The sequence below is a fragment of the Jiella mangrovi genome (assembly GCF_017815135.1).
Lineage (GTDB): Bacteria > Pseudomonadota > Alphaproteobacteria > Rhizobiales > Rhizobiaceae > Jiella > Jiella mangrovi.
In genome coordinates this window covers 41,631-67,202 of sequence record NZ_JAGJCF010000016.1, presented here as the reverse complement: position 1 = coordinate 67,202, position 25,572 = coordinate 41,631, and the positions used below count along the sequence as shown (strand labels likewise).

At 65.2% G+C, this 25,572-nt stretch carries 16 protein-coding genes; 5 read left to right on the top strand and 11 right to left on the bottom strand.

All coding sequences use genetic code 11. The features are described from left to right. Positions 1 to 98: 98 nt before the first annotated feature. Positions 99 to 1,202, top strand: coding sequence for a TRAP transporter substrate-binding protein (locus tag J6595_RS17755; RefSeq protein ID WP_209596217.1), 1,104 nt, complete (start codon positions 99 to 101; stop codon positions 1,200 to 1,202). Positions 1,203 to 2,087: 885 nt separating this feature from the next. Here the strand turns inward: J6595_RS17755 and J6595_RS17750 are convergent. Beyond that, positions 2,088 to 5,432: an autotransporter outer membrane beta-barrel domain-containing protein gene (locus J6595_RS17750; protein WP_209596215.1), complete on the bottom strand. Its 3,345-nt coding sequence runs from the start codon at positions 5,430 to 5,432 to the stop codon at positions 2,088 to 2,090. A gap of 221 nt (positions 5,433 to 5,653) precedes the next feature. On the opposite strand from J6595_RS17750, the gene J6595_RS17745 reads away from it, so the two are divergent. Then, the gene (locus J6595_RS17745) at positions 5,654 to 6,760 is read left to right on the top strand and encodes a TRAP transporter substrate-binding protein (protein ID WP_209596213.1); all 1,107 of its coding nucleotides are present in this window, start codon (positions 5,654 to 5,656) and stop codon (positions 6,758 to 6,760) included. Between the two features lie 91 nt (positions 6,761 to 6,851). Here the strand turns inward: J6595_RS17745 and J6595_RS17740 are convergent, their stop codons facing one another. From J6595_RS17740 to J6595_RS17700, 8 genes are all read right to left on the bottom strand, one after another. After that, positions 6,852 to 7,850 carry a lipase family protein gene (locus J6595_RS17740; RefSeq protein ID WP_209596211.1) on the bottom strand — a complete coding sequence of 333 codons (999 nt, stop codon included), beginning with the start codon at positions 7,848 to 7,850 and terminating at the stop codon, positions 6,852 to 6,854. Further along, the gene (locus tag J6595_RS17735) at positions 7,847 to 8,647 is read right to left on the bottom strand and encodes a glycosyl hydrolase family 18 protein (RefSeq protein ID WP_209596209.1); all 801 of its coding nucleotides are present in this window, start codon (positions 8,645 to 8,647) and stop codon (positions 7,847 to 7,849) included. Before J6595_RS17735 ends, J6595_RS17740 begins: the two co-directional genes overlap by 4 nt. After that, the gene (locus tag J6595_RS17730; protein ID WP_209596207.1) at positions 8,647 to 9,195 is read right to left on the bottom strand and encodes a hypothetical protein; all 549 of its coding nucleotides are present in this window, start codon (positions 9,193 to 9,195) and stop codon (positions 8,647 to 8,649) included. The genes J6595_RS17735 and J6595_RS17730 overlap by 1 nt, the downstream gene beginning before the upstream one ends. A gap of 119 nt (positions 9,196 to 9,314) precedes the next feature. After that, positions 9,315 to 10,301 carry an ABC transporter ATP-binding protein gene (locus J6595_RS17725; protein WP_209596205.1) on the bottom strand — a complete coding sequence of 329 codons (987 nt, stop codon included), beginning with the start codon at positions 10,299 to 10,301 and terminating at the stop codon, positions 9,315 to 9,317. Continuing rightward, the gene (locus J6595_RS22605; RefSeq protein WP_245198761.1) at positions 10,298 to 12,487 is read right to left on the bottom strand and encodes a dipeptide/oligopeptide/nickel ABC transporter permease/ATP-binding protein; all 2,190 of its coding nucleotides are present in this window, start codon (positions 12,485 to 12,487) and stop codon (positions 10,298 to 10,300) included. Before J6595_RS22605 ends, J6595_RS17725 begins: the two co-directional genes overlap by 4 nt. Next, positions 12,484 to 13,428: an ABC transporter permease gene (locus J6595_RS17710; protein WP_209596203.1), complete on the bottom strand. Its 945-nt coding sequence runs from the start codon at positions 13,426 to 13,428 to the stop codon at positions 12,484 to 12,486. The genes J6595_RS22605 and J6595_RS17710 overlap by 4 nt, the downstream gene beginning before the upstream one ends. A 484-nt stretch (positions 13,429 to 13,912) precedes the next feature. Further along, positions 13,913 to 15,469 (bottom strand): ABC transporter substrate-binding protein, encoded by a 1,557-nt coding sequence (locus J6595_RS17705; protein WP_209596201.1) that lies wholly within the window; start codon positions 15,467 to 15,469, stop codon positions 13,913 to 13,915. 159 nt (positions 15,470 to 15,628) lie between these two features. Further along, positions 15,629 to 17,455, bottom strand: a complete 1,827-nt coding sequence (locus tag J6595_RS17700) for a M3 family oligoendopeptidase (RefSeq protein ID WP_425342169.1) — start codon at positions 17,453 to 17,455, stop codon at positions 15,629 to 15,631. A gap of 258 nt (positions 17,456 to 17,713) precedes the next feature. Here J6595_RS17700 and J6595_RS17695 point away from each other — a divergent pair, with 258 nt between their 5' ends. After that, a complete protein-coding gene (locus tag J6595_RS17695) occupies positions 17,714 to 19,222 on the top strand; it encodes a sigma-54-dependent transcriptional regulator (RefSeq protein ID WP_209596197.1) in 1,509 nt (502 codons plus the stop codon). Between the two features lie 20 nt (positions 19,223 to 19,242). Here the strand turns inward: J6595_RS17695 and leuD are convergent, their stop codons facing one another. Further along, positions 19,243 to 19,890, bottom strand: coding sequence for a 3-isopropylmalate dehydratase small subunit (gene leuD / locus J6595_RS17690; RefSeq protein WP_209596195.1), 648 nt, complete (start codon positions 19,888 to 19,890; stop codon positions 19,243 to 19,245). Positions 19,891 to 19,900: 10 nt separating this feature from the next. Further along, positions 19,901 to 21,307, bottom strand: coding sequence for a 3-isopropylmalate dehydratase large subunit (gene leuC, locus J6595_RS17685; RefSeq protein ID WP_209596194.1), 1,407 nt, complete (start codon positions 21,305 to 21,307; stop codon positions 19,901 to 19,903). Positions 21,308 to 21,531: 224 nt separating this feature from the next. Here leuC and J6595_RS17680 point away from each other — a divergent pair, with 224 nt between their 5' ends. Together J6595_RS17680 and J6595_RS17675 are read left to right on the top strand one after the other, a co-directional pair. Further along, on the top strand, positions 21,532 to 23,646 hold the full coding sequence (locus J6595_RS17680; protein ID WP_209596192.1) for a hydantoinase/oxoprolinase family protein: 2,115 nt from the start codon (positions 21,532 to 21,534) through the stop codon (positions 23,644 to 23,646). A gap of 14 nt (positions 23,647 to 23,660) precedes the next feature. Next, positions 23,661 to 25,547 (top strand): hydantoinase B/oxoprolinase family protein, encoded by a 1,887-nt coding sequence (locus tag J6595_RS17675; protein WP_209596190.1) that lies wholly within the window; start codon positions 23,661 to 23,663, stop codon positions 25,545 to 25,547. Positions 25,548 to 25,572: the final 25 nt, after the last annotated feature.

Genomic DNA, 25,572 nt, shown 5'->3' with positions numbered 1-25,572 from the left:
AATAAAAAGGCGTTGCGGTCGGATCGGGAGGCAATCCGCTGCGGGCGGAAAGCCCGGCCCTGACACACAGGCAGAATCCATCTGGGAGGAGTATCATTTTGGATCGTCGTTCATTCATCACCAAGGCGGGCATCGGCGCCGGCGCTGCCGCCGCCTCGACACTTGCCGCTCCGGCCATCGCCCAGGAGAACCAGAAGATCTCCTGGCGCATGACCTCGTCGTTCCCGAAGTCGCTCGACACGATCTATGGCGGCGGCGAGACCATCGCGAAATATGTGCGCGAGGCGACCGACGGGAACTTCGACATTCAGGTTTTTGCCGCCGGCGAGATCGTTCCCGGTCTGCAGGCCGCCGACGCGGTGTCTTCGGGCACCGTCGAGATGTGCCACACGGTGCCCTATTACTACGTCGGCAAGGACGTCACCTACGCCATGGGCGCGGCCATTCCCTTCGGCCTCAACGCCCGCCAGACCAATGCCTGGCACTACTATGGCGGCGGCATCGACCTGATGAACAAGTTCTATGCCACGCAGGGCTTCGTCGGCTTTCCGGCGGGCAATACGGGCGTCCAGATGGGCGGCTGGTTCCGCAAGGAGATCAATACGCTTGACGATCTCAAGGGCCTGAAGTTCCGCATCGCAGGGCTCGCCGGCCAGATCCTGTCGAAGCTCGGCGTCGTGCCGCAGCAGATTGCCGGCGGCGACATCTACCCCTCGCTCGAAAAGGGCGTCATCGACGGCGCCGAGTGGGTCGGGCCCTATGACGACGAGAAGCTCGGCTTCGTAAAGGTCGCGCCCTACTACTACTATCCCGGCTGGTGGGAGGGCGGCCCGACGGTTGCTGCCTTCATCAACAAGGAGAAATTCGACGGTTTGCCGGGCCGGTATCAGTCTCTCCTGAGGACGGCATGCCAGGCGGCCAACGGCGATATGCTGGCCTCCTACGACTACAAGAACCCATCGGCGATCCGCCGCCTCGTCGATCAGGGCGCGCAGCTTCGGGCCTTCAGCCAGGAGATCATGCAGGCCTCCTACAATTCCGCCAAGGAGGTCTATGCCGATATCTCGTCGAAGAATGCGTCGTTCAAGGAGATCTACGACAACCAGCTCGCCTTCAAGAAGGACGCCTATCTCTGGGCCCAGCTGTCGGAATACACCTTCGACACCTTCATGATGATCCAGCAGCGCAACGGCACGCTCTGATCATCCAGGCGTCCTGGGCGGGCGGATTTGGCCCGTATGGACATTCAAGGGAAGACGACGACAGGCCGCCCGCGAGGGCGGCCTGTTTCGCGTTGTAGGGCAACGGCGCTTTCGGGGCTTCACCCAGTCTGCAGGACACGATCGTCGAGAGCCGGCCACGACTCGATCGAGAAGGCGCGCCATTCGACGCTTCGTCATTCTCGGACCCTGTCCCGCGAATCCAGAAATGTTCGACAAAGCAGAAGTTTACTCAGCGCACTGGATGCTCGGGACGGGGCCCGAGCATGACGGTTGCGATAAAAGCGGACGCCTGATCCCAAAGTGTCAGGCACTCGATATGCGCCGTTCGACGAGACTGTCGTGAAGACTGGCCGCACCCATGCCATTGCGGGCGAGGCCCCCGGAATTCAGCGCTGTCTCGGCTGTGTCTCGACACGTTTCTCATATACAGCTGCGCGAATCTGAAACACCGACTTGTCCGATGACATCGTCACCAGCATGAGCGGCAACATCTCAGCCTCGTCATCCCGGGCTTGACCCGGGACCCATTCCTCAGCCGTGGAAAACCTATCCCCTCGACCGGAAAAAAGCTTTCACCGTAGCTGAAACAAGGTGGTAGCGGTCAGCCGCTCTTACGGGATCGATGATTTGGAATGGATCCCGGCGCGGGGGCCGGGATGACGAAGTGGTGGTGTGGTCGCTCGTGCTGCAACGCTGCATCGGCCGATGCGGGGGCTCGCAAGCGGAGTCGAAACATGTCGGCCGCAGAGCGTTACGACAGGCCATCGGGCCTCAAGGCGGATCGCTTGCACCCTTTCCGAAAGTCCCTATCGACTTCCCCCGGCAGCTTCCGGCAGGGGTGCTCATGGCGGCCCGCCGTCCCTGTCAGAACTTGACGGCGAAGCGGCCGGTCACGCCGTTGCTGGTGGCGTCGCTGGCGAAGCTGCCGCGATAGGAGAGGCCGAGCGTGGCGTTCGGCGCGATCTCGACGTCCAGCCCCGCCTCGACGAGAGCCGCATTGCGGGCGATCGGCGAACCGGAGACGCTGAAGTCTGCGCCAGTATCGGCGAAGGAAAGCGTCACGTCCGGGTCGACATCGCCGAAGCCGTGACGCCAGCCGATCATCGCCCGCGGCTTCAACGTCATTTCGCCGGCCGAAAAGCTCGTGGCAAGGCGCAGCCCGAGCGTCGATGCCCCGACATTCTGGTCGTAGCCGTCGCTCTCCAGCGCGGCGGAGCCGCCGGTCTCGGTGAAATCGTCGAGGGAGAAATGCGTATAGGAGAGGCCGGCGAAGGGCTGGACCGCGATGCCGCCTAAAGCGAGGTCGTAGGAGACCTCGCCGAAGAGCCGCGCGCTGTCGCCATCGACACTGGCCGAGAGGTCGTTCGAAAAGCCCGGAAACACGACGCGGCGCGAAACGTCGATATCGTGGTAGGCATAGGAACCGCCGAAGGCGAGATTGACGGCGCCGAAGCTGCGGCCGCCATAGACGGCGATCTGGTAGCTGTCGGCATCGGCGCTGCTCGCCAGGCTGTCCGCGTCGATGTCCGTATGGGCGTAGCCACCGGCAAGCCCGACTGTCCAGTCGCCGATCGCACCGTCGACACCGACCAGGAAGCCGCCGGTCTTCGTGTCGAGATCGGCGACGTCGTCGCCGGAATAGTCCGTCCAGTCGCCATAGCCGGTGCCCCAGATCTCGACGCCGCCGAGGCTTGGCCGGGACGGGTAGCCGAAGCGCGAGAACCGGCGATCCACATCGGACGCCTCGTCATAGGCGAGCGGCGCCGCCGCCGGGCCGGATGCCTGGCCGGGCTTGATGGAGCGAAGATGCGAGAGGATCAGGTCGCCGCTCGCCTGGTCGGCGCCGATCAGCGCGCTGCCGATCCCCGCATAGACTTCGCCCGAGGCGAGCTGGAAAGCCTGTGAGGCACCGGCGGCCGTCGTCTGAGCCAGCAGCGCGTCGTAGAGATCGCCGGACGCGGCGGTGTCGAGCGCCGCGGCGACGCTGCGGCCGTTGTCGCTGACGGCAAGGTCGGCGAAGGCCACCGCGTTGCGGTCGAGGCCGAGGGATACTGAGGTCGCGGCATAGGTGAGGGCGGGATCGAGGAAGAGGAAGTCCTCGTCGGCTGTCACCGCGTCGAAGGTGCCAGTGACGCCTCCGTCTGCGGTCAGGATCACATAGGTCGCGTCTGGATTGGTCAAAGCGCCGGCGACGACCGTGCCGCCGGAAAGGGTTGCGATGCCTGAAACGGCGATGCTGTCGGCTGTCGTGCCGGAGATGTCGACGGCGTAGGTGGAGCCGGATTGGAAAGCGGCGTCGCCGGCGACGGTCAAACTGGCGACGTCGCCGTCAGTGTCGCCGGGCGTGACCGTGCCGGAGACATCGAGGCCGGAGACGGTGCCCGTGCCGCCGAGCGTGCCGCCGCTGTTCACCGTGACGACGCTGTCGAGGTTGGCATCGGCGTAAAGCGACGCCGCGTCGGCAATGGTCGTGCCGCTGGAAAAGCTCTGGTCGGTATCGACCGTCCAGCTGCCGCCATTGACGTTGAGAACCTCGAAATCGACCGTGTCGAACAGGGTGCCGGTGCCGGTTCCCTCGAGGTTGACGGTGTCTTCGCCGTCCTCGCCGTCGACCGTCCCGTCGATGCTCGAGCCGGTATAGGCGTTCAGCGTGTCGTCGCCGGCGCCGAGCCAGACGTCGCCGCTGATCGTGCCGCTGTTGGTCAATGTATCGGCATAGGGGCCGGTGATCTTGATCGCCCCGTCGGTCCCGCCGACGATCGAGCCGGCATTGGTGATCGTCGTTGCGCCCACCGCGTCGCCGAGATCGCTGTCATTGACGGTGATGGCGCGGCCGGTGCCGGTGATGACGCCGGTCTCGGTGTTGATGATGGTGCCGCCGCCGATCGCAAGGCCCTCGTTGATCTGGTCTTCCGAGGTGCCGACCGCCTGGATGGTGCCGGAGTTTTCGAGATAGAGCAGGCCGTCGACATCGATGCCGTCGCCGTCGCCACCATTGGCGGTGCCGGTGATGGTTCCCGAATTGTAGACGACCACCGTGCCGTTGGAGGCGATGACGGCCTCGTCATTGTCTGGATCGTAGATGCCGTTGTCGATGTTGATGCCCGAGCCGGCGAGGCCGGTGATCGTGCCGTCATTATAGACGGTCACCGCCTCGTCGCCGGTGATGCCGTGGCGGGTGCCGGTGATCGTGCCCGTCGAAGTGTTGGTGACGACGCCGCCGGTATCGTCCTGAAAGTCGATGCCGTCATTGCCTTCGTCGGAGGCCGTGCCGCCATAGATCGTGCCGGAGTTGTAAACGGTGCCGTTGGTGCCCGGGCGGATCGCATCGGCGTCGGCGGCGGTGATCACCCCCGTCTCGCGATTGATGATCGTCGCCCCGATCGACGGCGATTCGAGATTGTTCAGATCGATCGCCTGGCCGCTGTCGTCGCCCGTGCCGGTCGAGGCGATGGTGCCGGCATTGTCGATGACGAACGTTCCGGTGGCGGCATCGAGGTCGGCGTCGTCGTCGTCCTCGGTGACGCGGATCGCATCGCCGGTCGCCTTGATCGTGCCGCCTTCCTCGTTGGTGATGATCAGCGAGACGATCGAGGTGTAGTTCTCGACATTGATGCCGCGGTCGGTGCCGGCGGTCGCGTCGATCAGCCCGGCATTGTCGATCACGATCGTGCCGGAGCCGGGGCGGATCGCGTCGTTGTCGAGGGCTTCGATCACGCCGGTGGCGCCATTGTTGATGGTGACGGAGGCATCGGCCGATTCCAGCTTGCCGAAGTCGATCGCCTGGCCGGTGTCGGAGGTGATGGTGCCGTCATTGTTGATCACCACGGTGACGTCGGCGTCATCCTTGATGCGGAAGGCGTCGTCGTCGGCCGAAAGTGTCGCGCCCTCAAGATTGTCGAGGGTAAAGGAACCGCTGGCGTCGTCGGTGTCGATGCCGCGATCCTTCGTGGAGGAGATCGTTCCGGCATTGGTGATGACCACACCCTGGTCGTCGGAGACGCCCGTCCAGGTGATGGCGGGGTCCTTCTTGGTGGTGAGGGCTGCTCCGGCGGCGACGCTGCCGGTGTCGGTCCCCGTGACGGTCTGCGCCTCCGTCTCGGTGCCGCTGTCGATGCTGAAGCTGTCCGCCCTTGCAGAGCCCGCATTCGGCAGGCCGAGGCAAACGGCTATGGCAATGAGGCTGGCGCCTGCAACGAGTCTCGTCATGTGAATCTGTCCCCCTGTCACTGCGCGGCGACTAGGCGGGGCAGATGACACGGAGATGACATAATTGCCTCCAGATCGACGCGATCCGGTACCATCGTCAAACTGTTGCATTTTCGTCAGCCAGGCCTATGGTCCCGCCGCCAACCGGTCCGGCTTCGGACCGACGACGAGCTTCAGGGCGCTGCCTCGTGGGCGGCGCCGGTTTTGTAGGAAAGAGTTCCATGGACAGACGCAAATTCATCCGCGGTGTCGCCACCGGCGCCGCCGGCCTCGGTGCGGCTTCGAGCCTTGCAGCTCCAGCCATCGCCCAGGACAAGCCGAATCTTCAGTGGCGCTGCGTCTCGTCCTTCCCGCGCTCGCTGCCGGCGCTCTTCGGCGCAGCGGAATATATCTCGAACTACGTGAAGGAGATGACTGACGGCCAGTTCGAGATCCAGCCTTTTGCGGCCGGCGAGATCGTCCCCGGCGGTCAGGTGCTAGACGCTGTGCAGGGCGACACGGTCGAAATGGGTCATACCGCTTCGTATTACTACGTCGGCAAGGACCCGTCCTTCGCCTTCGGCACGACGGTGCCCTTCATGCTGAACGCCCGCCAGCAGAACGCCTGGTTCGACGTCGGCGGCGGCAACGAGCTGCTCGACAAATTCTTCGAAAAGCAGGGCATCTTCGCCCGGCCGGCCGGCAATACCGGGGCCCAGATGGGCGGCTGGTACCGCAAGGAAATCAACTCCCTCGACGACATGAAGGGGCTGAAGATGCGCATCGCGGGCCTCGCCGGCCAGGTGATGGCCAAGCTCGGCGTCGTGCCCCAGCAGATCCCCGCCGGCGACATCTACGCCGCGCTGGAAAAGGGCACCCTCGACGCGGTCGAGTTCGTCGGCCCCTATGACGACGAGAAGCTCGGCTTCGTGAAGGTCGCGCCCTACTACTATTATCCCGCCTGGTGGGAAGGCGGCGCCGCGACCCATGCGATGTTCAATCTCGACAAGTGGAACGGCTTGCCGAAGCCCTATCAGGCGATCCTCAAGGCCGCCTGCGCGGCGGCCAACGGCCACATGCTCGCCACCTATGACTGGGAGAACCCGAAGGCGATCAAGCGCCTCGTCGGCGAGGGGGCGCAGCTGCGCCCGTTCAGCCAGGAGATCATGCAGGCGAGCTTCAAGGCCTCCAAGGAGGTCTTGAACGACATCGCGGCGAAGAACGAAACCTTCAAGGCGCTCTATGACAGCCAGACCAAGTTTCGCGGCGAGAGCTATCTCTGGGAGCAGCTCGCCGAATACAACTTCGACACCTTCATGATGATCCAGCAGCGCAGCGGCGCTCTGTGATCGAACCGACCGGCTGGCTGCCGGCGTCGCCCGCACCTCTTACCAGGGGTGGGCGGGGCCGCCCACAGGTCTTCTTGCGTGAACGCCGACGTCAGGCGGTGCTCGCGTAAGCGACGGGCAATCCCGTTTCGGCCCTCGCCAGTTCAGTGGCCGGCTTGTCCGCCACGATCGTTCCGAACAGGATCGAGAAGGGCAGAGGCGGGGCACCGAGCAGCGCCAGATAGGTGTCCGGCAGGTGCTGGTGGAGGTTCTCCAGCATGTAGGCGATCAGCGTGCAGTCTGGCTGTTCGGGGCGAAGGGTGCCCTCGAGCGGAACAGGCGTCCCGACAGCGCCGTAGTCATAGCCGCCGGCATCGAGCCGGGCGGCAGTCGCCAGCAGGAAGGCATCGACGACCGCGCCGCCCTTCGGCGCGGGATCGTAGAACCCGCGCGTTTGTAGGACGGCGTCCCAGCCATAGGCGACCGTATCGAGTGTGTTGTACACCCGGCGGACCTTGCCATCGAGGCGCGATCCCGGCCCGAAGAGCGCCGCGAAGGCCGCGTTTCCGGGCGTCATGCCGGCATAGCTCGTCGCGGCGACGGGGCGATCCTGGAAGGTCTCTGCGAGTATGAGCGCCAGGACGGGCGCCAGGGTGCCACCGAGGCTGTGGCCTGTCACTACAAGGGTGGTCGAGGGCGGGAGCGATCCGACAAAGGATTGCAGCGCCGCGCCGCTGCCGTCCGTCAATTCGAGAAGCCCCTTGAGGCCGGCCGCCGTTCCACCGCCGATCTTGGCATCGCCCGAGCCGGGCCAGGGGCTCATCGGGCCGAAGGGGCTGTCCTGCGATGCGTCCGACCAGTAGGCGGGCGACAGGGGGTTGGGATAGGTGCCGCGAATGGCGACGACGGCGACGTCCGCTTCCATGTTGCGTGCCGCGAAAGCAAAGTTCACCGGCGGATCGGGCGGAACCGGAAGCCAGCCGAGCGACCATGCCCCATCGAGCACGGTGGCCTCGGCGAGATATCCGGCAATGCGCGCCGGATCGCCATAGGCGATGCCGGCAAGGGTCATCAGCTGCGCGTCGTCGACGGCTGCCGCCGCGCTCGTCATGGCAGATGCTCGTGGATCGTTCGCGTCCAGGTGCCGTCCGGCTTGCCCGTGACGCTCGTAATGTCCTCACTGAGGTCCCAGAGCGTCATGCCGAGCTTGCTGCCTTGCGAGGGTTCGAACGTACAGAGTTTCGCCGTATCGTCCACCGAGGTTCCCTGGCTGATCGGGCCGACCTCGGCGGATTTGACGCCGATGGAAATCTTCGCGTGATCGATGACGGTCGCATACTGCTCGACGAGCGACGTCATGTCGTCGTAGTCGAGGAAATATGCGATCGTATTGATGCTCGTGAGATAGGGCGCGAGCTCCTTGATGACCTCCTTGTCGCGATCGAACTTGTATGTGTCGAGCGTGATGATCGCCTGTGGCATCGCTTTGCGCATGCCGATCACCGCATCGACGAATTGCTGGCCCGGAAAGCTGTCGAGGTCTTCGTTGTCGACGTCGAATCCGTCGAGATTCCACGTGTCAATGATGTATCCGAGCCATCCGCCGAAGGCCTGTGGATCGGTGATGCCGGTATTCCAGCCGACCGGAGGCTGTGGCGTGCCCTGGATCGACAGGAGGATCTTCGTGTTCGGGTTCGACTGGCGGAGGGAAGCGATGCCGGCATGCAGTTCATCGGCCGTGTGCGACTTCTGCAGAAAACCTTCGCAGGTTGTATTGCCTGGGAAGATGTTGGAGAAGGCAAGGACGAGAACGTCGATGTAATCCGGCGTCGCCTGAAGGGGCGGCGCCTTGCCGGGGCCGGACGGCCGGTAACCCAGCCAGAAGGCGGTGAATTGTTCCTTCGCCATCAGATCTGCGTCGTGCCGCTAACAGTCGGAACCGGGTAGACCGTTGCATCGACGAAGTCCGAAAAGGTCGTGTCCTTCTGGCGGTAGTAGATGAGCCGCTGTGTCGGCGTCGCGATGAGCGAGCCTGGCTGCTGACCTTCGATGCGCACCGTCCCGCGCCATCCGGTACCGTTCTGAGGGATTGCGGCGAGTTCCTCGCCGCGCGAGAAAGGAAGCGCCTGGACGCCGAAGATCAGCGTCTGGTTCGCCACGATCGTCTGGCCGAGGAAGCCGCGTCCGGTCGAAGCGAAAAACGACGACTGTGGATAGACGTTGGCCTCGCCTTTGGCGTCGATGATCTGGGCGTTCAGAGCTTTCTTGCCAATGCCCTGATCGAAGTCGGTCGTCTCCTGAAAAATGAGATTGAAATTCGCCGATGAATAGCCCTGTGCAACGGAAATCTGCACCCAGTAGCCCTGGATGATGACCGGGTTGCTCGCGCCAGGCGGCAGGAGGCCATCGGGTACGAGAGTTTCGGCGAGAATCTCGAATGCTGACAGCACGGCCATGCGTAAACCTCCCGGTTCGATCGACTTCAGCCCCACGCGTCTGATAATTTAGGCAGGAAAGAATATCAAATCACAACTTTAAGAGGTGGTATTAGGTGTGATTGGCAAACGGAGACAACTCAGGCGCGACGTGGTGTCGGATGGCAACACGCAGCGAGGTGCTCCTTGCCGCGATCCTTCGCTTCCAGCCGTGGCATCGCCGCGCGGCAGTCCTCGTCCGCCCGCGGGCATCGCGGCGCGAAGGGGCAGCCGGGCGGCGGATCATAGGGGTCCGGCAGCTCGCCGCTGTCTCCGGCGCTTGCCGCCCGCTTGCGGTTCGGGACAGGGGCGGAGTCGATCAGGAGCTTGGTATAGGGGTGCAGCGGCGCCCGGAACATCTCGCGCGCCGGGGCGGTCTCGACGATCTCGCCGAAATACATCACCGCCACCCGCGTCGCGACGCTTTCGACGACGGCGAGGTCGTGGCTGATGAAGACATAGGTGAGGCCGCGCTCGCGTTTCAGCCGGTCGAGGAGGTTCAGAACCTGCGCCTGTACCGAGACGTCGAGGGCCGAGACCGGCTCGTCGAGGACGACGACGGCGGGCTCTGCGGCGAGCGCCCGGGCGATGCCGATGCGCTGGGCCTGACCGCCGGAGAACTCATGCGGATAGCGCTCGAGGAATTCCGGCCGAAGGTTCACGTCCTCGATCAGCCTTTCCAGCCGCTCCTTGCGCTCCCTGCTGCCGAGGCCGAGGAGATGGCGCATCGGCGCTTCGAGGATGTCGCGGATGGTCTGGCGCGGGTTGAGGGAGGAGACCGGATCCTGAAAGACGTATTGCACCCTGCGCGCCAGCGCCCTGGTGCCGCCGTCGGTGAGGTTTTCGCCGGACAGGCGGATGGTGCCGCGCGACGGGGTGTCGAGGCCGACCAGCATGCGGGCGAGGGTGGACTTGCCGCAGCCGGATTCGCCGACGACGCCCAGCGTCTCGCCCTTTTCAAGGTCCAGAGAGACCCCGCGCACCGCCGTCAGCTCCGGCTTCTTCGTGCCGAAGAGCGAGCGGCCGCCACCGAATGTTCGGGCAAGATTGCGGATTTCGATGAGGGACGGGTCGGGGGAGGTGTTCATGCCGATCTGCCGTGTCGAGGGGTGCCATCCGACGTCGTCGCGGCCGTTCGCACATCGCCGGAAAGGGCTTCGCCGGCCTCCAGCGGATGCAGGCAGCGCGCTTCAAGATTGCCGCGCTTTTCCTCCAGCGGGATTTCGCCCCTGCGGCAGTCGCTCTCGACACGCGGGCAGCGGTCGGCAAATGCGCAGCCGGCGGGCAGACGGTTCACCGCCGGTGGCCGGCCGGGCACGGCGTCGAGGCGGCGTCCGGGCTCCCCCATCACCGGCACGCAGTCGATCAGCATGCGCGTATAGGGATGGGCGGGTCGGGTGAGGATTTCCGCCGTCGGGCCGGTCTCGACGATGCGGCCAGCATACATCACCGCGACCCGGTCGGCGATTTCCGAGACGACGCCGAAATCATGGGTGATGAACAGGACGGCGGTGTTGCGGTCGCGCCGAAGACCGTCGAGGAGCCGCAGAACCTCTGCCTGCACGGTCACGTCGAGGGCCGTCGTCGGCTCGTCGGCGATGATCAGCTCCGGGTCGTTGGCGAGCGCCATGGCGATCGAGACCCGCTGCCTCAGGCCGCCGGACAGCTCGTGCGGCAGGGCCTTCATCCGCTGGGCGGCATTGGGCACGCGCACGAGATCGAGGAGGTCGCGGGCCTTCGCGTCGGCCTCGCGCGTCGATAGCGATTGATGAGCTCTGATCGCCTCGACGATCTGGTCGCCGACGGAAAACAGCGGGTGGAGAGTCGCCAGCGGGTCCTGGAACACATGGCTGACGGCGCCGCCGCGCAGCTGCCGGATGCGGGCGTTGCTGGCGTCAGTGAGGTCCTCGCCCTTGAAGCCGATACGCCCGCCGGCAATGACGCCCGGGGGCGAGGGGACGAGCCCCATGATGCTCATCGCCGTCACCGACTTGCCGGAGCCGGACTCGCCGACGAGGCCGAGGCATTCGCCGGGGCGGATGGTCAGGTCGACGCCATTTGAGGCGCGGTAGACCGATTGGCCAATGTGGAACTGGGTTTCGAGGCCGCGGACGGCGAGGGTGGGGTGGACAGATTGGTCGTCCTTGTCGCTTCGCGACGACCCCCCTCTGCCCTGCCGGGCATCTCCCCCACAAGGGGGGAGATCAGCTGCCGCCGACGTCTCCGTCCTATCGATCTCCCCCCTTGTGGGGGAGATGCCGGCAGGCAGAGGGGGGTGAACGCTGCCGCTAGCTTTGCCAGGCTGTCGCCCGGTATCCCCTGCCGGCGTCTCCCGCCCCTTCGCCACCCTCGTGCGAAACGACGGCCGCGCCGAAGCCCCCGACCGCAGCCGCGGATCGAGCGCATCCCGTATTCCGTCGCCGATCAGGTTGATGCTCATGACGATGAGAAAAATCATCAGGCCGGGCACCAGCGAGATGGTCGGGGCGGTGAACATCACCTTGCGGCCGTCGCCGAGCATCGAGCCGAGATCGGCCTGGGGCGGCTGGGCGCCGAGGCCGAGGAAGGAGAGCCCCGCCGTTTCGAGGATCATCCAGCCGACGGTGGTCGAGAGCGTGATGACGATGGTCGGGAGCACGTTGGGCAGGATGTCGGACCACAGGATCCGCAGCGGTCCCTTGCCGGAGAGGCGGGCGGCGTCGACGAATTCGCGGCGCGCGAGGCCGACGGTGATGCCGCGGATGTTGCGGGCGAAGAACGGCACGTTGACGATGGCGATCGCATAGAGCGCGTTGACCAGACCCGGCCCGAGGATCGCGACGATGGCGAGCGCCAGAAGAATGTAGGGGAAGGCCATCATCAGATCGATCAGCCGCATGAGGATCTGGTCGGTGCGCCCGCCCGCATAGCCGGCGGTAAGGCCGATGGCCGAGCCGAAGAGCGCGGCGATCAACGAGGCGGAAAAGCCGACGACGAGGGAGACCCGCGTTCCCCAGACGAGACGGGAGAGCATGTCGCGGCCGAGCGCGTCGGTGCCGAGAAGATGATTTTCGGAAAACAGCGGCGCGAGGCGGCTCGCCGGATCGGTCGCGTTCGGATCTGCGAGCGGCAGGATGGGGGCCGCCAAGGCTGTGACGACGATGAGGCCGAGAACGACGAGGCCCGCCGCCGCAAGCCGGTTGTTGAGGATCAGGGCGAAAGTCGAGGGGCGCTCGCGCCGCTCCCTGGCCGTGGTCTGGGCTTTCGTGTCGGAGGTCGTCGCCGCGCTGGTCATTTCAGCCTCGGATCGAGCAGGGTCTGGCAGACGTCGGCCAGAAGATTGAACAGGACGTAGGACGCCGCGACGACGAGGACGCCGCCCTGGACGAGCAGGATGTCGCGCTGTGAGATGGCGTTGACCAGCATCGCGCCGATGCCCGGCCACTGGAACACCGTCTCCACATAGACCGCACCGCCCAGCACGAAGCCGGCCTGAATGCCGATCACCGGGATCACCGAGACCAGCGCGGCCATGAAGGCATGGCGAAAGATCACCCGGCGCTCGGAAAGGCCCTTGGCCCGGGCGGTGCGGATATAGTCCTGACGCAGCACCTCCAGCATCGCCGTGCGGGTGAGCCGTGCGATGACGCCGGTGGCGACGAGGGCGAGCGTGATCGCCGGCAGGACGAGGTGATGCAGAATGTCGAGCGGCCCGCCGCCGCCATAGATCGCCACCATGCCGCTCGCCGGAAACAGCTTGATCCTCACCGCGAAGAAGAGAATCAGCAGCAGCCCCAGCCAGAAGGACGGCACCGAGATGCCGATCAGGACGGCGAGCGTGATCGCCTTGTCGGCAAAGCCGAACTGACGCACCGCCGAGACGATGCCGGCGAGGAGGCCGAAGACGGTGGCGAGCAGCAGCGAGGCGCCGGCAAGAAGCAGTGTCGCCGAGAAGCGCTCCATGACGATGTCGATGACTGGTCGGTTGAGAGCATAGGAGCGGCCGAAATCGCCGGTGAGGACGCCGGAGATCCAGGCGAGATATTGCTGCGGCAGGCTTTTATCGAGGCCGAGCGAGGCGTTCAGCCTGGCGACATTCTCGGGCGTTGCGTAGGAGCCGAGAATGGCGGTCGCGGGATCGCCGGGGATAAGGGCGATCATCAGAAAGACGATGACGGAGAGACCGAAGAGGACGGGGATGGCGGCGAGGAGGCGCCTGGCGATGGTGGCTGTCATGGGCGGAGCCGTTGCGCCGACCTGCGGCCGGTCGTGATCGCCACGGCCCCGCCGTCATCCTCGGGCTTGTCCCGAGGATCTACCGCCGGTGTCGCGAAAGAAGCGTCGGCGAATGGCAGCACGCCGGCGCCGCTTCTGTTACGGATGGGGCGGGAGATCCTCGGGACAAGGCCGAGGATGACGCCGTGTGGGGCAAACGCGCGGGCGCGTGGGGCAGACGCGTGGGCGCGTGCGGCAACTGCGTTGTCGAGTGGCGGCTGCACGCCCCCCTCTGTCCTGCCGGACATCTCCCCCACGAGGGGGGAGATCGCCCCTGTTTCGGCGCATCGGGTCATGATCAAACGACGGTCCGTACTCTCAACGCCTGAGAGCCGGGCAGGATGTCGAAGCGGCTGATCTCCCCCCTTTTGGGGGAGATGGGCGGCAGCCCAGAGGGGGGTACTGCGCAAACGCATCGGAGCCGAGCAGGCGGGCATGTCCCGGCTCACCCCTTTGTCACGCCCTTCAAGACGAGCAGGAAGGACGGCTCCAGTTCGAAGCCCTTCACTTGCGCGGTCGAAACCGCGTTCTGCTTCCAGTTGGCGATGAAGGCCCAGGGGGCATCGTCATGGACGATCTTCTGGACCTTTTCGTAGAGCTTGCCGCGCTCTTTCTGGTCCGTGGTCCGCCGCGCCTCGTCGAGCAGCTTGTCGACCTCCGGGTTGGAGTAGTAGCCGGAGTTGAAGCCGCCCTTGTCGGGCATCGCGTCGGTCCTCAGCGCCAGGAAGGGAAGCGTGTCCGGATCGTTCGTCATCCAGGCCATCTCGGCCATGTCGGCCTTGCCCTTGAGGCCCGGATTGACGTTGGCGAGATAGGTGTTCCACTCGTAGGTCTGGATGTTGACGTTGAGACCGACCTTCTTCAGATCCGCCTGGATCGCCGTTGCCATGGCCACCGGGTCGAGCATGCCGGAGCCGCCCTCCGGCACGTAGAAGGTCAGCGTCTTGCCCTCGACGCCGGCCTGTTTGATCAGCTCGCGGGCCTTTTCCGGGTCGTTGGGATAGGGCTTCACAGAGCCGTCATTCGCCCAGGAAAACGCCTTGGGGATCGGCCCCGCGGCGATCGTCGCCGTGCCCTGAAGAACGTCCTCGGTCAAGGCCTTCTTGTCGATGGCATAGTTGACGGCCTGCCGGACACGCTTGTCGGAAAATGGACCCTCCTCAGTGTTGAGGATCAAGAACCACAGATGCGGGCCGGCTTCCTCGTAGACCTTGAAGTTGTCGTCCTGCTTGAACTGGCTAAGACCATCCGGCGGCACCTCGACCATCAGGTCGATCCCGCCAGACAGCATCTCGGCAACCCGTGTGTTGGCATCGGTGATCGGGCGGAAGACGACGGCTTCGAGCTGCGGTGCGCCATCCCAGTAGTTCTCGTTGCGCGAGACGACGACCTTGGAGTTGGGGTCCCAGCCCTCGAACTTGAACGCCCCCGTGCCGACGGGGTGGCGGCCGAATTCCTTGCCGTATTTCTTCACCGCCGCCGGCGAGACGATCAGCCCGGTCGGATAGGCGAGGTTCGACAGGAAGGGAGCGAAGGGCTCCTTCAGCTTGAAGACGACGGTCTGGGGATCCTTGGCGGTCACCGTGTCGACCTGCGAGAAGAAGAAGGCGAGGGGAAAGGGGCCGGTGTCGTGGAACGGATGGTCGTCCTTCAGCATGCGATCGAAGGTGAACTTCACAGCCTCGGCGTCGAAGGGCGTTCCGTCCTGAAACGTCACGCCGTCTCGCAGATGAAAGGTGTAGGTCGTGCCGTCGTCGGTGATGTCCCAGCTCTTGGCCAGCGCCGGCTCGACCTCGAGCGTGCCCTTTTTGAACCGCACCAGCCCGTCATAGACGTTCATCAGAATGCGAAAATCGTTGGTCGCGGTCACGGCCTGCGGGTCGAGCGATTTCGGCTCGGCGATCTGGCCGACGATGAGGACGTTCGGCGGCGTCTGGGCGAAGGCTGGAAGCGTCAGGACCATGGCGCACAAGGCGAACGCGGCGGCAACGAGTTTTCGCATCGGGTCTCCTTTCCGGGGCGGTCGTTTCAAAACTAGGGGATGGTGACGGATGGCAAGCAATTGTTCCCATTTCGCGGCAGGGCGCGCTGGCCGAATGGAAAAAGGCCGCCCCACTCGGGGCGGCCTTTGCCGTTGGATGTGACGGGATCGGGGCCTGCCTCAGCCCATGGCTTCCAGTTCGTCGATGAAGCCGGAGATCATGCCGAGCCCCTTCGACCAGAAGGCGGGGTCCGAGGCGTCGAGGCCGAAAGGCGCCAGAAGCTCTGAATGGTGCTTGGTTCCGCCGGCCTTCAGCATCTCGAAATACTTCTCCTGAAAACCCGTCTCGGAATTGCGGTAGACCGCATAGAGCGAGTTCACGAGGCAGTCGCCGAAGGCATAGGCATAGACGTAGAACGGCGTGTGGATGAAGTGCGGGACGTAGGTCCAGTAGGTCTCGTAGCCGTCGCCGAGCCGGATGGCGGGCCCGAGGCTCCGGCCCTGGACTTCCAGCCAGATCTCGCCGATCCGCTCGGCGGTCAGTTCGCCCTGCCGCCGCTCGGTGTGGAGCCGGCGCTCGAACTGGTAGAAGGCGATCTGGCGCACCACCGTGTTGATCATGTCCTCGACCTTGGAGGCGAGCATGGTCTTGCGCTCGGCGTCGGTCTTGGCCTGATCCAAGAGCGAGCGGAAGGTCAGCATCTCGCCGAAGACCGAGGCGGTCTCGGCGAGCGTCAGCGGCGTCGGCGCCATCAGTGCGCCCTGACGTCCGGCCAGCACCTGATGGACGCCGTGGCCGAGCTCGTGGGCGAGCGTCATGACGTCACGCGGCTTGCCCATGTAGTTGAGCAGCACATAGGGGTGGACGCTCGGCACCGTCGGATGGGCAAAGGCGCCCGGCGCCTTGCCGGGGCGAACCGCCGCGTCGATCCATGAATTGTCGAAGAAGCGCTCGGCGATGTCGGCCATTTCCGGCGAAAAGCCGGAATAGGCCGACAGCACCGTCGAGCGGGCCTCGCTCCACGGAATGTCCCGGCGCCTGGCGTCGGGCAGCGGCGCGTTGCGGTCCCAGTATTCGAGCTGGTCGACGCCCAGCCACTTCGCCTTCATCGCATAGTAGCGGTGGGAGATGCGCGGATAGGCCTCGTCGACGGCGGCGGTCAGAGCGTCGACGACCTCGCGCTCCACCCGGTTGGCGAGATGGCGGCTGTCGGCGACGTCGGTAAAGCCGCGCCAGCGGTCGGAGATTTCCTTATCCTTGGCCAGCGTGTTGGTGATCAGCGTGAAGACGCGGAGATTTTCCGAGAACACGTTGGCGAGCGCGTTGGCGGCCTTGCGGCGCTTCTCGGGCTCGGGATCCTGCAGCATATTGAGGGCAGCCTCGATCGCCATGTCCTCGCCGTCGACGGAAAACCGCAGCGAGGTCAGCGTCTCGTCGAACAGGCGGTTCCAGGCGCCGGCGCCGCTGACGGCCTTGTCGTGGAACAATTCCTCGACCCGGTCCTCGAGCTGGTAGGGCTTGTCCTTCCGCAGATCGACGATCCAGGGCTGGTAGTGGGCGAGGGCCGGGTCGCGCTCCATCGCGGCGTCCATGACGCCATCCTCGATCCGGTTCAGTTCGAGCGCGAAGAACAGAAGCTTCGTGGCGATGTCGGTGACGTTCGACTGGGTGTCGCCATAGAACTTGGCGCGCGCGGGGTCCGACGTGTCGCCGGAATAGACGAGGCCGGCATAGGAAATGATCCGGCCGAGCAATTCCTCGAGGCGCTCGTATTCCCGGATCGCCTCGACGAGATTGCCCTCCTGCGATGCTGCCGCCTCGGCAAGCTTCCCGCGCCAGCGATCCTGGAACGCCGTCGCCGTCTCCCGCGCCTTTGCCAGATCGGCTGCAAGCTCGGGGCTATCCATCGCGGGATAGAGGTCGGCAAGGTTCCATTCCGGCAGCGCGGTATCGTTGGATGCTGCGGCCTCGACCGCGGAACGGACCGGCATGATCGTGGTCTTCATCGTCCTCATATCTCTTTCGCTGTTCTGCGGCGGTCTCGAATGTCCGCGAAATTCTCGTCCCGAATACCGGTTCTTCCGGGCTTGGCCAAGTCTCGTGCCCGGGCCGGCTGCGTGCCCCAGCATATCGTGACAGGCTGCGATTTGTTCAAATTCGACTGAATTTACAGAGAATTCATTGTCCGCGCTCGTTCAGTCGGATTTCAGGCGACCCGTGCCAAAGTGGGTCACTCTCGCAGCAAGACGAGACCGGAGGCGTCAATGACAGACATCGTCCTCATCGTCGACGACGACCCCATACAGCGTCGCCTGCTCGATGCGCATGTGGCGCGAATGGGCCTGACGCCTGTGCTCTGCGATGGCGGGCGCGCCGCGCTCGCGGCGCTCGGCGGCAAGAATGCGCGCCAGATCGCCGCCGTCCTGCTCGATCTGATGATGCCGGACAAGAGCGGCATCGAGGTGATGGCGGAGATGCGCCGCAATCACCTCGACGTGCCGGTCGTCGTCCAGACGGCGAAGGGCTCGATCGACACGGTGGTCGAGGCGATGCGCGCCGGCGCCTTCGACTTCGTCGTCAAGCCGGTTTCGCCCGAGCGGTTGCGCGAGACGCTCGCCAACGCCTTGCGCATCCACGCAGCCGCGCGGCCGAAGCGCGGCGTATCGACGCTTTCGCCCGATGGCGCGTCGCCGGCGATGCGGCCGGTCCTCCAGGTCGCGGCCCGGGCCGCGCGCTCGACCATTCCGATCCTCATCGAGGGCGAGACCGGTGTCGGCAAGGAGTGGCTCGCCCGCGCGATCCGCGCCGCCGGCAATCGCGCGTCGAAGCCCTTCGTGCCGGTCAATTGCGGCGCTCTGCCGAGCGATCTCGTCGAGAGCATTCTGTTTGGTCATGCCAAGGGCGCCTTCACCGACGCCACCGACGAGCATCGCGGCAAGTTCGCGGAAGCCGACGGCGGCACGCTGTTCCTCGACGAGATCGGCGAGCTCGCGCCGGCCGCCCAGGTCAAGCTCCTGCGCGTCCTGCAGGAAGGCGAGATCGACCCGGTCGGCGCCAGAATGCCGGCTCGTGTCGACGTCAGGATCATTTCGGCGACGAACCGCAGCCTTCACCAAGCGGTCGCGGCCGGCCGGTTTCGCGAGGATCTCTATTATCGCCTCAACGCCGTGGAAATCGCCATGCCGCCGCTGCGCCAGCGTCGGCCGGAGCTGCGCGGGCTCGTCGAGCAGTTTCTGGCCCGGGTGGCGAAGCTCGAGGAAGGCTCCAAGGTGTCGGCGATCGGCGAGGATGCCCTCGACCTGATCATGGCCTATGACTGGCCGGGCAACATCCGCCAGCTGGAAAACTCCCTGCACCGCGCCGTTGTTCTGTCCGAGAACGAGACGCTCGGCGCGGAGGATTTTTCGCAGATAAGGGCGCTGATGGCCGCCGGATCGGGGGAGGTGCGACGATCCGAGCCGGGAGCGGGCAATGGCGGCGCACGCACCATCGAGGCTCCGCTTCGCCCGTTCGAACAGTCTGCGACAAACGCCGCAGGCGGACCGGAGGGGGGCCGGCAGCCTGGAAGGCGCGATCTTCATTCGGGACCGGACTTCCCGCTGCGGGGCCAGGACGGGCAAATCCGGCGCATGGTCGATGTCGAGGCCGATCTCATCCGGATGGCGCTGACGCAATATGACGGCCGCATGAGCGAGATCGCGCGGCGGCTCGGCATCGGCCGCTCGACGCTTTATCGCAAGATGCGCGAATACAAGATCGCCGAGCAGGGCTGACCGTCTGCGCTCGCAGACATTCACTCGACCTCGTCGCCGAAACGCCCGAGCCGGGCCTGGTTGAGAAAGAGCCAGGGATGGGTCTCGCGCTGGCGCGTTTCGAAGGCGGTGATCGCGCCGGCGTCGTCGATCAGGATCGAGCCGATCTCGTCGAGGCCGAGAAGCAGCGAGCGTCGGCGATGCGCCTCGACCTCGAAGCCGATGGAACGACCGTTTTCAAGGGTGATGGCAAGGCTTTCCAGATCGACGACGATCGGCCGGGCAGCGATCGCTTCGGCGAGGACTGCGGCGTGCTCCTTTTCGGACAAAACGATCGGCAGGATGCCGTTTTTGAAGCAATTGGCGAAGAAGATCTCGCCGAAGCTCGGCGCGATGACGCAGCGTATGCCGAAATCGGCAAGCGCCCACACCGCCTGTTCGCGGCTCGATCCGGTCCCGAACGCCCGGCCCGCCACGAGGATTTCGGACCTGTCGTAAGGCGGCGTGTCGAGGACGAAGGGCGGCGTCTCGTCTTCGTCCTTTCTCATCCGGCGTTCGTGAAAGAGCTGAGCGCCGAGCCCCGTCTTGTTGGGAAGCAAGAGGAAGCGGGCGGGGAAGATCACGTCGGTGTCGACATTCGTCTCCGGGAGCGGCGCGGCGACGCCCGAGAGTTTCGTGAATTTCTGCATGATTGTTCTTTCAGGCGTCGAGATTGCGCACATCGGTGAGACGGCCCGCTACGGCGGCCGCCGCCGCCATTGCCGGGCTCATCAGATGGGTCCGCCCCCCTTGGCCCTGCCGGCCTTCGAAGTTGCGGTTCGAGGTCGAGGCACAGCGCTCGCCCGGGCGCAGGCGGTCGTCGTTCATCGCAACGCACATCGAACAGCCCGAATCGCGCCACTCGAAGCCCGCCGCCCGGAAGACGGCGTCGAGCCCTTCGGCCTCGGCCTCGCTGCGCACCGCCGCCGAACCTGGCACGACGATGCCCACCACGTGGTCGGCGATGCGCCGGCCCCTGACGATTGCCGCGGCGTTTCGAAGATCCTCGATGCGGCCGTTGGTGCAGGAGCCGATGAAGACCCTGTCGATGGACACGTCGCTGAGCGCGGTTCCGGGGGCGAGCCCCATATAGGCGAGGCTGCGCTCCATCCTCGCGCGCCGGTCGGGCTCCGGCTCGAGCCTGGGGTCCGGCACGGCGGCCGTCACCGGCAGCGTCTCCTCCGGCGTCGTGCCCCAAGAGACATGCGGCGCGATCTGCGAGACGTCGAGTTCGACCTCGCGATCGAACACGGCGTCGGGATCGCTGCCGAGATTTCGCCAGGTCTCGACGGCGCGCGTCCACATATCGCCTTCGGGGGCGAGGGGGCGACCTTTGACATAGGCGATGGTCTTTTCGTCGGGCGCGACCATCCCGACCCGGCTGCCGGCCTCGATCGACATGTTGCAGAGGGTCATCCGCGCCTCCATCGACAGATCGGCGATGGCCTCGCCGGCGAACTCGATTGCATGGCCGAAGCCGCCGCCGGTCCCGATCTTCGCGATCAGTGCGAGAATGATGTCCTTCACGTAGACGCCCGTGCCGAGCTGGCCGGCCAGCGTCACGCGCATGCGCTTCTGCTTGCGCTGGCGCAGGGTCTGGGTGGCGAATACCGTCTCGCATTCGCTCGCGCCGATGCCGAAGGCGAGCGCGCCGAAGGCGCCGTGGGTGCAGGTATGGCTGTCGCCGCAAACCAGCGTCACGCCCGGCAGGGTGAAGCCGAGTTCCGGGCCGATGACGTGGACGATGCCGTGTCGCCGGTCGTTCATCGGAATGTAGGGAATGCCGAAGGCCCTTGCGTTTCGAACGAGCCGCGAGATCTGGTCGCCGGCAAGGCCCCTCGGCAGATGATTGGCCCGCAACCGTGTCGGAACGGCGTGATCGGCCACCGCGACATGCGCGTCCGGTCTGCGCAGCGTGACGCCGCGCTCGGCGAGGCCATCGAAGGCCTGCGGGCTCGAGACCTCCTGGACGAGATGCCGGTCGATATAAAGGAGCGAGGTGCCGTCGTCATAGTCCCTGACGCGGTGGCTGTCCCAGATCTTGTCGTAAAGTGTCTGCCCGCTCATCGCCTTGCCGCTCCCTGCGCGCTGCCGTCCACTGTCTTTCGCCATTTCAATGAGCCGGTCGGAGAGACCCCTTGCATGACGTTGCAATCACAAACTATGCTGCCTTGAATGCGCATTCAATGACAGCGCGTCGACGCAATGTCGAGCCGCTGTCGCTAAGCTCGGTCCGTCGCTGTCGGCCCCGATCGAGCAAGCGGGAAGTGGCCGGGAGCAGGGAGGCACGCATGACGGATAATGAAGCTGCGCCGATGAAACGGCGGGCAGGGACGGGATGGCGTCTTGGCGTCGACGTCGGGGGAACGTTCACCGATCTGTTGCTCCTCGACAGGGCCAGCGGGCGCACCCATACGGCGAAGGTTCCCTCGACGCCGAAGGACAGCTCGGTGGGCGTTCTCAACGGCATCGAGAAGATCTGCCGGACCGCCGGCATCGATCCCCATGACATTGCCGAGGTGATGCACGGCACGACCGTCGCCACCAACACGGTTCTGACGCTCTCCGGCGCGCTCGTCGGGCTGGTGACGACCAAGGGCTACCGCGACACGCTGCAGATCGCCCGTTCCTATGTTCCCGGCGGCCTCGGCGGCTGGGTCATCTGGAACAAGACGGCGCCGCTCGCCCCGCTGGAATACACGATCGAGGCCGACGAGCGTCTCGATGCCGAGGGCAACGTGCTGGTGGAGCTCGACGAGGCGGCGATCCGCCGGGACCTCGAGACGCTCCTGTCGTCTGGCATCGAGGCGCTGACGGTGGCGCTGTTCAACGCCTATGTGAACGACGTGCATGAACGTCGAATCGCGGAGATCGCCAGAGAGATCGCCCCGAATATTCCGGTATCGACCTCGGCCGCGGTCATGCCGGAGATGTACGAATACGAGCGCACCGAGACGACGGTGGTCAATTCCTACGTCAAGCCCGTGGTCTCGACCTACGTCTCCAATCTCGAGGGCGAATTGAAGAGCCGGATGGGCGAGAACGTCAATCTGCGCATCCTGCGTTCGGACGGCGGCCTGTCCTCGGCCCAGGCGGCGATGGATGCGCCGGTCAACCTGCTGATGTCCGGCCCCGCCGGCGGCGTTTCCGGTGCCCTTTGGATCGCCAAGCAGGCGAAGATCGAGAACCTTCTCACTTTCGACATGGGCGGCACGTCCACCGATGTGGCGCTGATCCAGAATTCCGTTGCCAGAACCCGCCGCGAGACCCGCGTCGGCGACGTCACCGTCCGCGCGCCGTCGATCGACGTCAGAACCGTCGGCGCCGGCGGTGGCTCGATCGCCTACATTCCGGAGCTCACCAAGGCGCTGCGCGTCGGGCCACAGTCGGCCGGCGCGATGCCGGGGCCGGCGGCCTATCAGAAGGGCGGCACCGAACCCACCGTGACCGACGCAAACGTCGTCCTCGGCTATCTGCCGTCCGACGCCAAGCTCGGCGGCGACATGGCGATCAGCCGGGACATGGCGGCAGAGGCGGTCGGCAAGGTCGCAGACGCGCTGTCGATTTCGGTCGAGGACGCGGCCGAAGGCATCATCCGCATCGTCAACGAGAACATGGTCGGCGCGCTCCGCCTCGTCTCGGTCGAGCAGGGCTATGATCCCCGCGACTTCGCGCTGATCGGCTTTGGCGGCGCAGGCCCCCTGCATGTCAACGCGCTGGCGCGCATCACCCAGTCCTGGCCGGCCGTCGTGCCGCCGGGCCCGGGCGTCCTCTGCGCTTACGGCGATGCGACGACGCGGCTGCGCAACGAGGCCAGCCAGACCTTCGTGACGCTGGTGCGCGAGACCTCCGACGAGGAGATCAAGGCGCGCCTTGCCGACCTCGAGACCGCCGCCGCCGAGGAGATCACCGCCGAGGGCGTCGGCCCGGACGAGCAGGCCGTCACCTATCAGGTCGACATCCGCTACAAGGGCCAGGGCATGAAGCTCACGGTCAATGTCGACAAGGCCGAGTTCGAAAGCGAGGGCCTTGCCGGCATCACCCGCCGCTTCGATGCCGAGCACGAACAGCTCTTCACCTTCGCTCTCGACGCTGAGCACGAACTTGTCGGCCTCAGAGCGGTCGTCCAGGGCGCAGAGATGAGCTTCGTCAATGCCGAAGGCGAAACGGCCGGTGAAGATGCATCCTCGGCAAAGGTCCAGCCGACGCGGCTTTACGCCGACGGCGCCTGGCAGGAAGGCTTCATCTACGATCGCGGCAAGCTGAAGCCCGGCAACAAGGTGCCGGGACCCGCCATCGTGACCGAGATGGATTCGACCAGCGTCATCCTGCCCGGCCATGTCGGCATCGTCGATGCGGTCGGCAACATCCTGATCTGGCCCGCCGATCATCAGAACGCACGCTGAGGGAGCCTAGAACCATGCCTGCAACGATTATCGAAGCCAAACCCGCTCCCTTCAACCGTGTCGACGTCGATCCGATCATGCTCGACATCGTCGAGAATGCGCTCAGGAACGCCCGCAACGAGATGGACGCCGTGCTCTTCCGCACCGCCATGTCACCGGGCATCCGCGAGCAGCACGACGCCTTTCCGATGATCGCCAATCACGAAGGCAAGATGGTCGTCGGCCAGTTCGGCAGCTTTCTCTACGGCTTTATCGCCGGCTATGAGGGCACCATCGAGGATGGCGACATCTTCATCACCAATGATCCCTACAGCTGCGGCGGCGCGATCAGCCATCTGAACGACTGGCTGATGATGATGCCGATCTTCCACGAGGGCCGGCTGGTCAGCTGGGCGGCGATGTTCGGCCACATGACCGATGTCGGCGGCAAGGTGCCCGGCTCGCTGCCGACCGACGCCAAGATGATTTACGAGGAGGGTCTGATCGTCCCGCCGACCAAGATCTATCGTGGCGGCAAGCTCGCCGAGGAAATCCTCGCCATCATGCTGGCCAACACCCGCATGCCCGAATGGAACAAGTCGGACTTTTTCGCCATCATCGCCGCGCTCCGCCTCGCCGAGCGCCGGGTGCGCGAGAACATCGACCGCTTCGGCGTCGATGAATACATCTCCGCCATGTGGGACATGCTCGACCGTAATCGGGCGGCGATGAGCGCGATCATCCAGATGATCATCCCCGAGGCCAAGGACGGCAAGAAAGCCAGCTTCGAGGACTGGATCGACGATGACGGCATGGGCAACGGCCCCTACAAGATCGCCTGCTCGCTGCACCGCGAGGGCGAGATCGCCTATTTCGACTTCTCCGAAAGCGATCCGCAGAGCCTGTCGTCGATCAACTTCCTGCTCAACGAAGAGATGTTCAAGATGTTCTTCGGAGCCTTCACCATCAATCTCTTCGACCCGCAGATCCTGTTCAATGACGGCTTCTACGATCTCGTCGAGGTGAAGATCCCCGAGGGCTGCATCCTCAAGCCGAAGAAGCCGGCGGCGCTCTCCTGCCGGACCCATATGCTCGGCCGGATCTTCGACCTGATGGGCGGCCTTCTCGGCCAGGGCGCGCCGGACGCCCTGAATGCGGCCGGCTTCTCCGACAGCCCGCATTTCATGTATTCGGGCTTCGACAAGAACGGCGAGTGGTATCAGCTCTTCCAGATCGGCTTCGGCGGCGTGCCGGGCCGCCCGGCCGGCGACGGGCCGGACGGACATTCCATGTGGCCGGCGTTCACCAACGTGCCGAACGAGTTTCTCGAAGCCTATTTCCCTCTCAGGATCCGCGAATATGCGACCATCCCGGACAGCGGCGGGGCGGGCCTGCACCGCGGCGGCAATGCCATCGTCATCGCCTATGAGATGCTCGAGACCGGCGAGATCTCGATCCATGACGACCGCTGGCTGACCTATCCCTGGGGCGTCAATGGCGGCGAGCCGGGCCAGCGCTCGACCAAGCGTCTGGTGCGCACCGACGGCACCGAGGAAAACCTCCCGTCGAAATGCGACCGCATCGCGGTGAACCCGGGGGACATCCTCTACTTCAACACCTGGGGCGGTGGCGGCTGGGGCGATCCGGCCAAGCGTCCGGCCGAAACCGTGCTCCTCGACGTCAAGCGCAAGCTCGTCACCGTCGACGGCGCCCGCCGCTACGGCGTGGTGATCGCGGACGGCGCCGTCGACGAGCAGGCGACCGAAACGCTGAGGGCCGAGATGGCTGCGAGCGCCAAGCCGGACGGCCTGTTCAATCGCGGCTTTGTTTCGATCGAGGAACTGAAGGGCCGATGCAAGGCGGAAACCGGCTTCGAAGCGCCACGTGCGCCGGTGTTCCGCAAGTTCATGAAGGTCGCCTGAGGCAGGATGTGTCGAGCGGGATTTT

What these genes read in the sequence shown, in the direction of transcription:
- J6595_RS17745 (WP_209596213.1), top strand. Translation starts at nt 5,654, where the DNA reads ATGGACAGACGCAAATTCATCCGCGGTGTCGCCACCGGCGCCGCCGGC.
- J6595_RS22605 (WP_245198761.1), bottom strand. Translation starts at nt 12,487, where the DNA reads ATGACCAGCGCGGCGACGACCTCCGACACGAAAGCCCAGACCACGGCC.
- J6595_RS17730 (WP_209596207.1), bottom strand. Translation starts at nt 9,195, where the DNA reads ATGGCCGTGCTGTCAGCATTCGAGATTCTCGCCGAAACTCTCGTACCC.
- J6595_RS17695 (WP_209596197.1), top strand. Translation starts at nt 17,714, where the DNA reads ATGACAGACATCGTCCTCATCGTCGACGACGACCCCATACAGCGTCGC.
- J6595_RS17735 (WP_209596209.1), bottom strand. Translation starts at nt 8,647, where the DNA reads ATGGCGAAGGAACAATTCACCGCCTTCTGGCTGGGTTACCGGCCGTCC.
- J6595_RS17680 (WP_209596192.1), top strand. Translation starts at nt 21,532, where the DNA reads ATGACGGATAATGAAGCTGCGCCGATGAAACGGCGGGCAGGGACGGGA.
- J6595_RS17725 (WP_209596205.1), bottom strand. Translation starts at nt 10,301, where the DNA reads ATGAACACCTCCCCCGACCCGTCCCTCATCGAAATCCGCAATCTTGCC.
- J6595_RS17710 (WP_209596203.1), bottom strand. Translation starts at nt 13,428, where the DNA reads ATGACAGCCACCATCGCCAGGCGCCTCCTCGCCGCCATCCCCGTCCTC.
- leuD (WP_209596195.1), bottom strand. Translation starts at nt 19,890, where the DNA reads ATGCAGAAATTCACGAAACTCTCGGGCGTCGCCGCGCCGCTCCCGGAG.
- J6595_RS17740 (WP_209596211.1), bottom strand. Translation starts at nt 7,850, where the DNA reads ATGACGAGCGCGGCGGCAGCCGTCGACGACGCGCAGCTGATGACCCTT.
- J6595_RS17750 (WP_209596215.1), bottom strand. Translation starts at nt 5,432, where the DNA reads ATGACGAGACTCGTTGCAGGCGCCAGCCTCATTGCCATAGCCGTTTGC.
- J6595_RS17705 (WP_209596201.1), bottom strand. Translation starts at nt 15,469, where the DNA reads ATGCGAAAACTCGTTGCCGCCGCGTTCGCCTTGTGCGCCATGGTCCTG.
- J6595_RS17675 (WP_209596190.1), top strand. Translation starts at nt 23,661, where the DNA reads ATGCCTGCAACGATTATCGAAGCCAAACCCGCTCCCTTCAACCGTGTC.
- leuC (WP_209596194.1), bottom strand. Translation starts at nt 21,307, where the DNA reads ATGAGCGGGCAGACACTTTACGACAAGATCTGGGACAGCCACCGCGTC.
- J6595_RS17700 (WP_425342169.1), bottom strand. Translation starts at nt 17,455, where the DNA reads ATGAAGACCACGATCATGCCGGTCCGTTCCGCGGTCGAGGCCGCAGCA.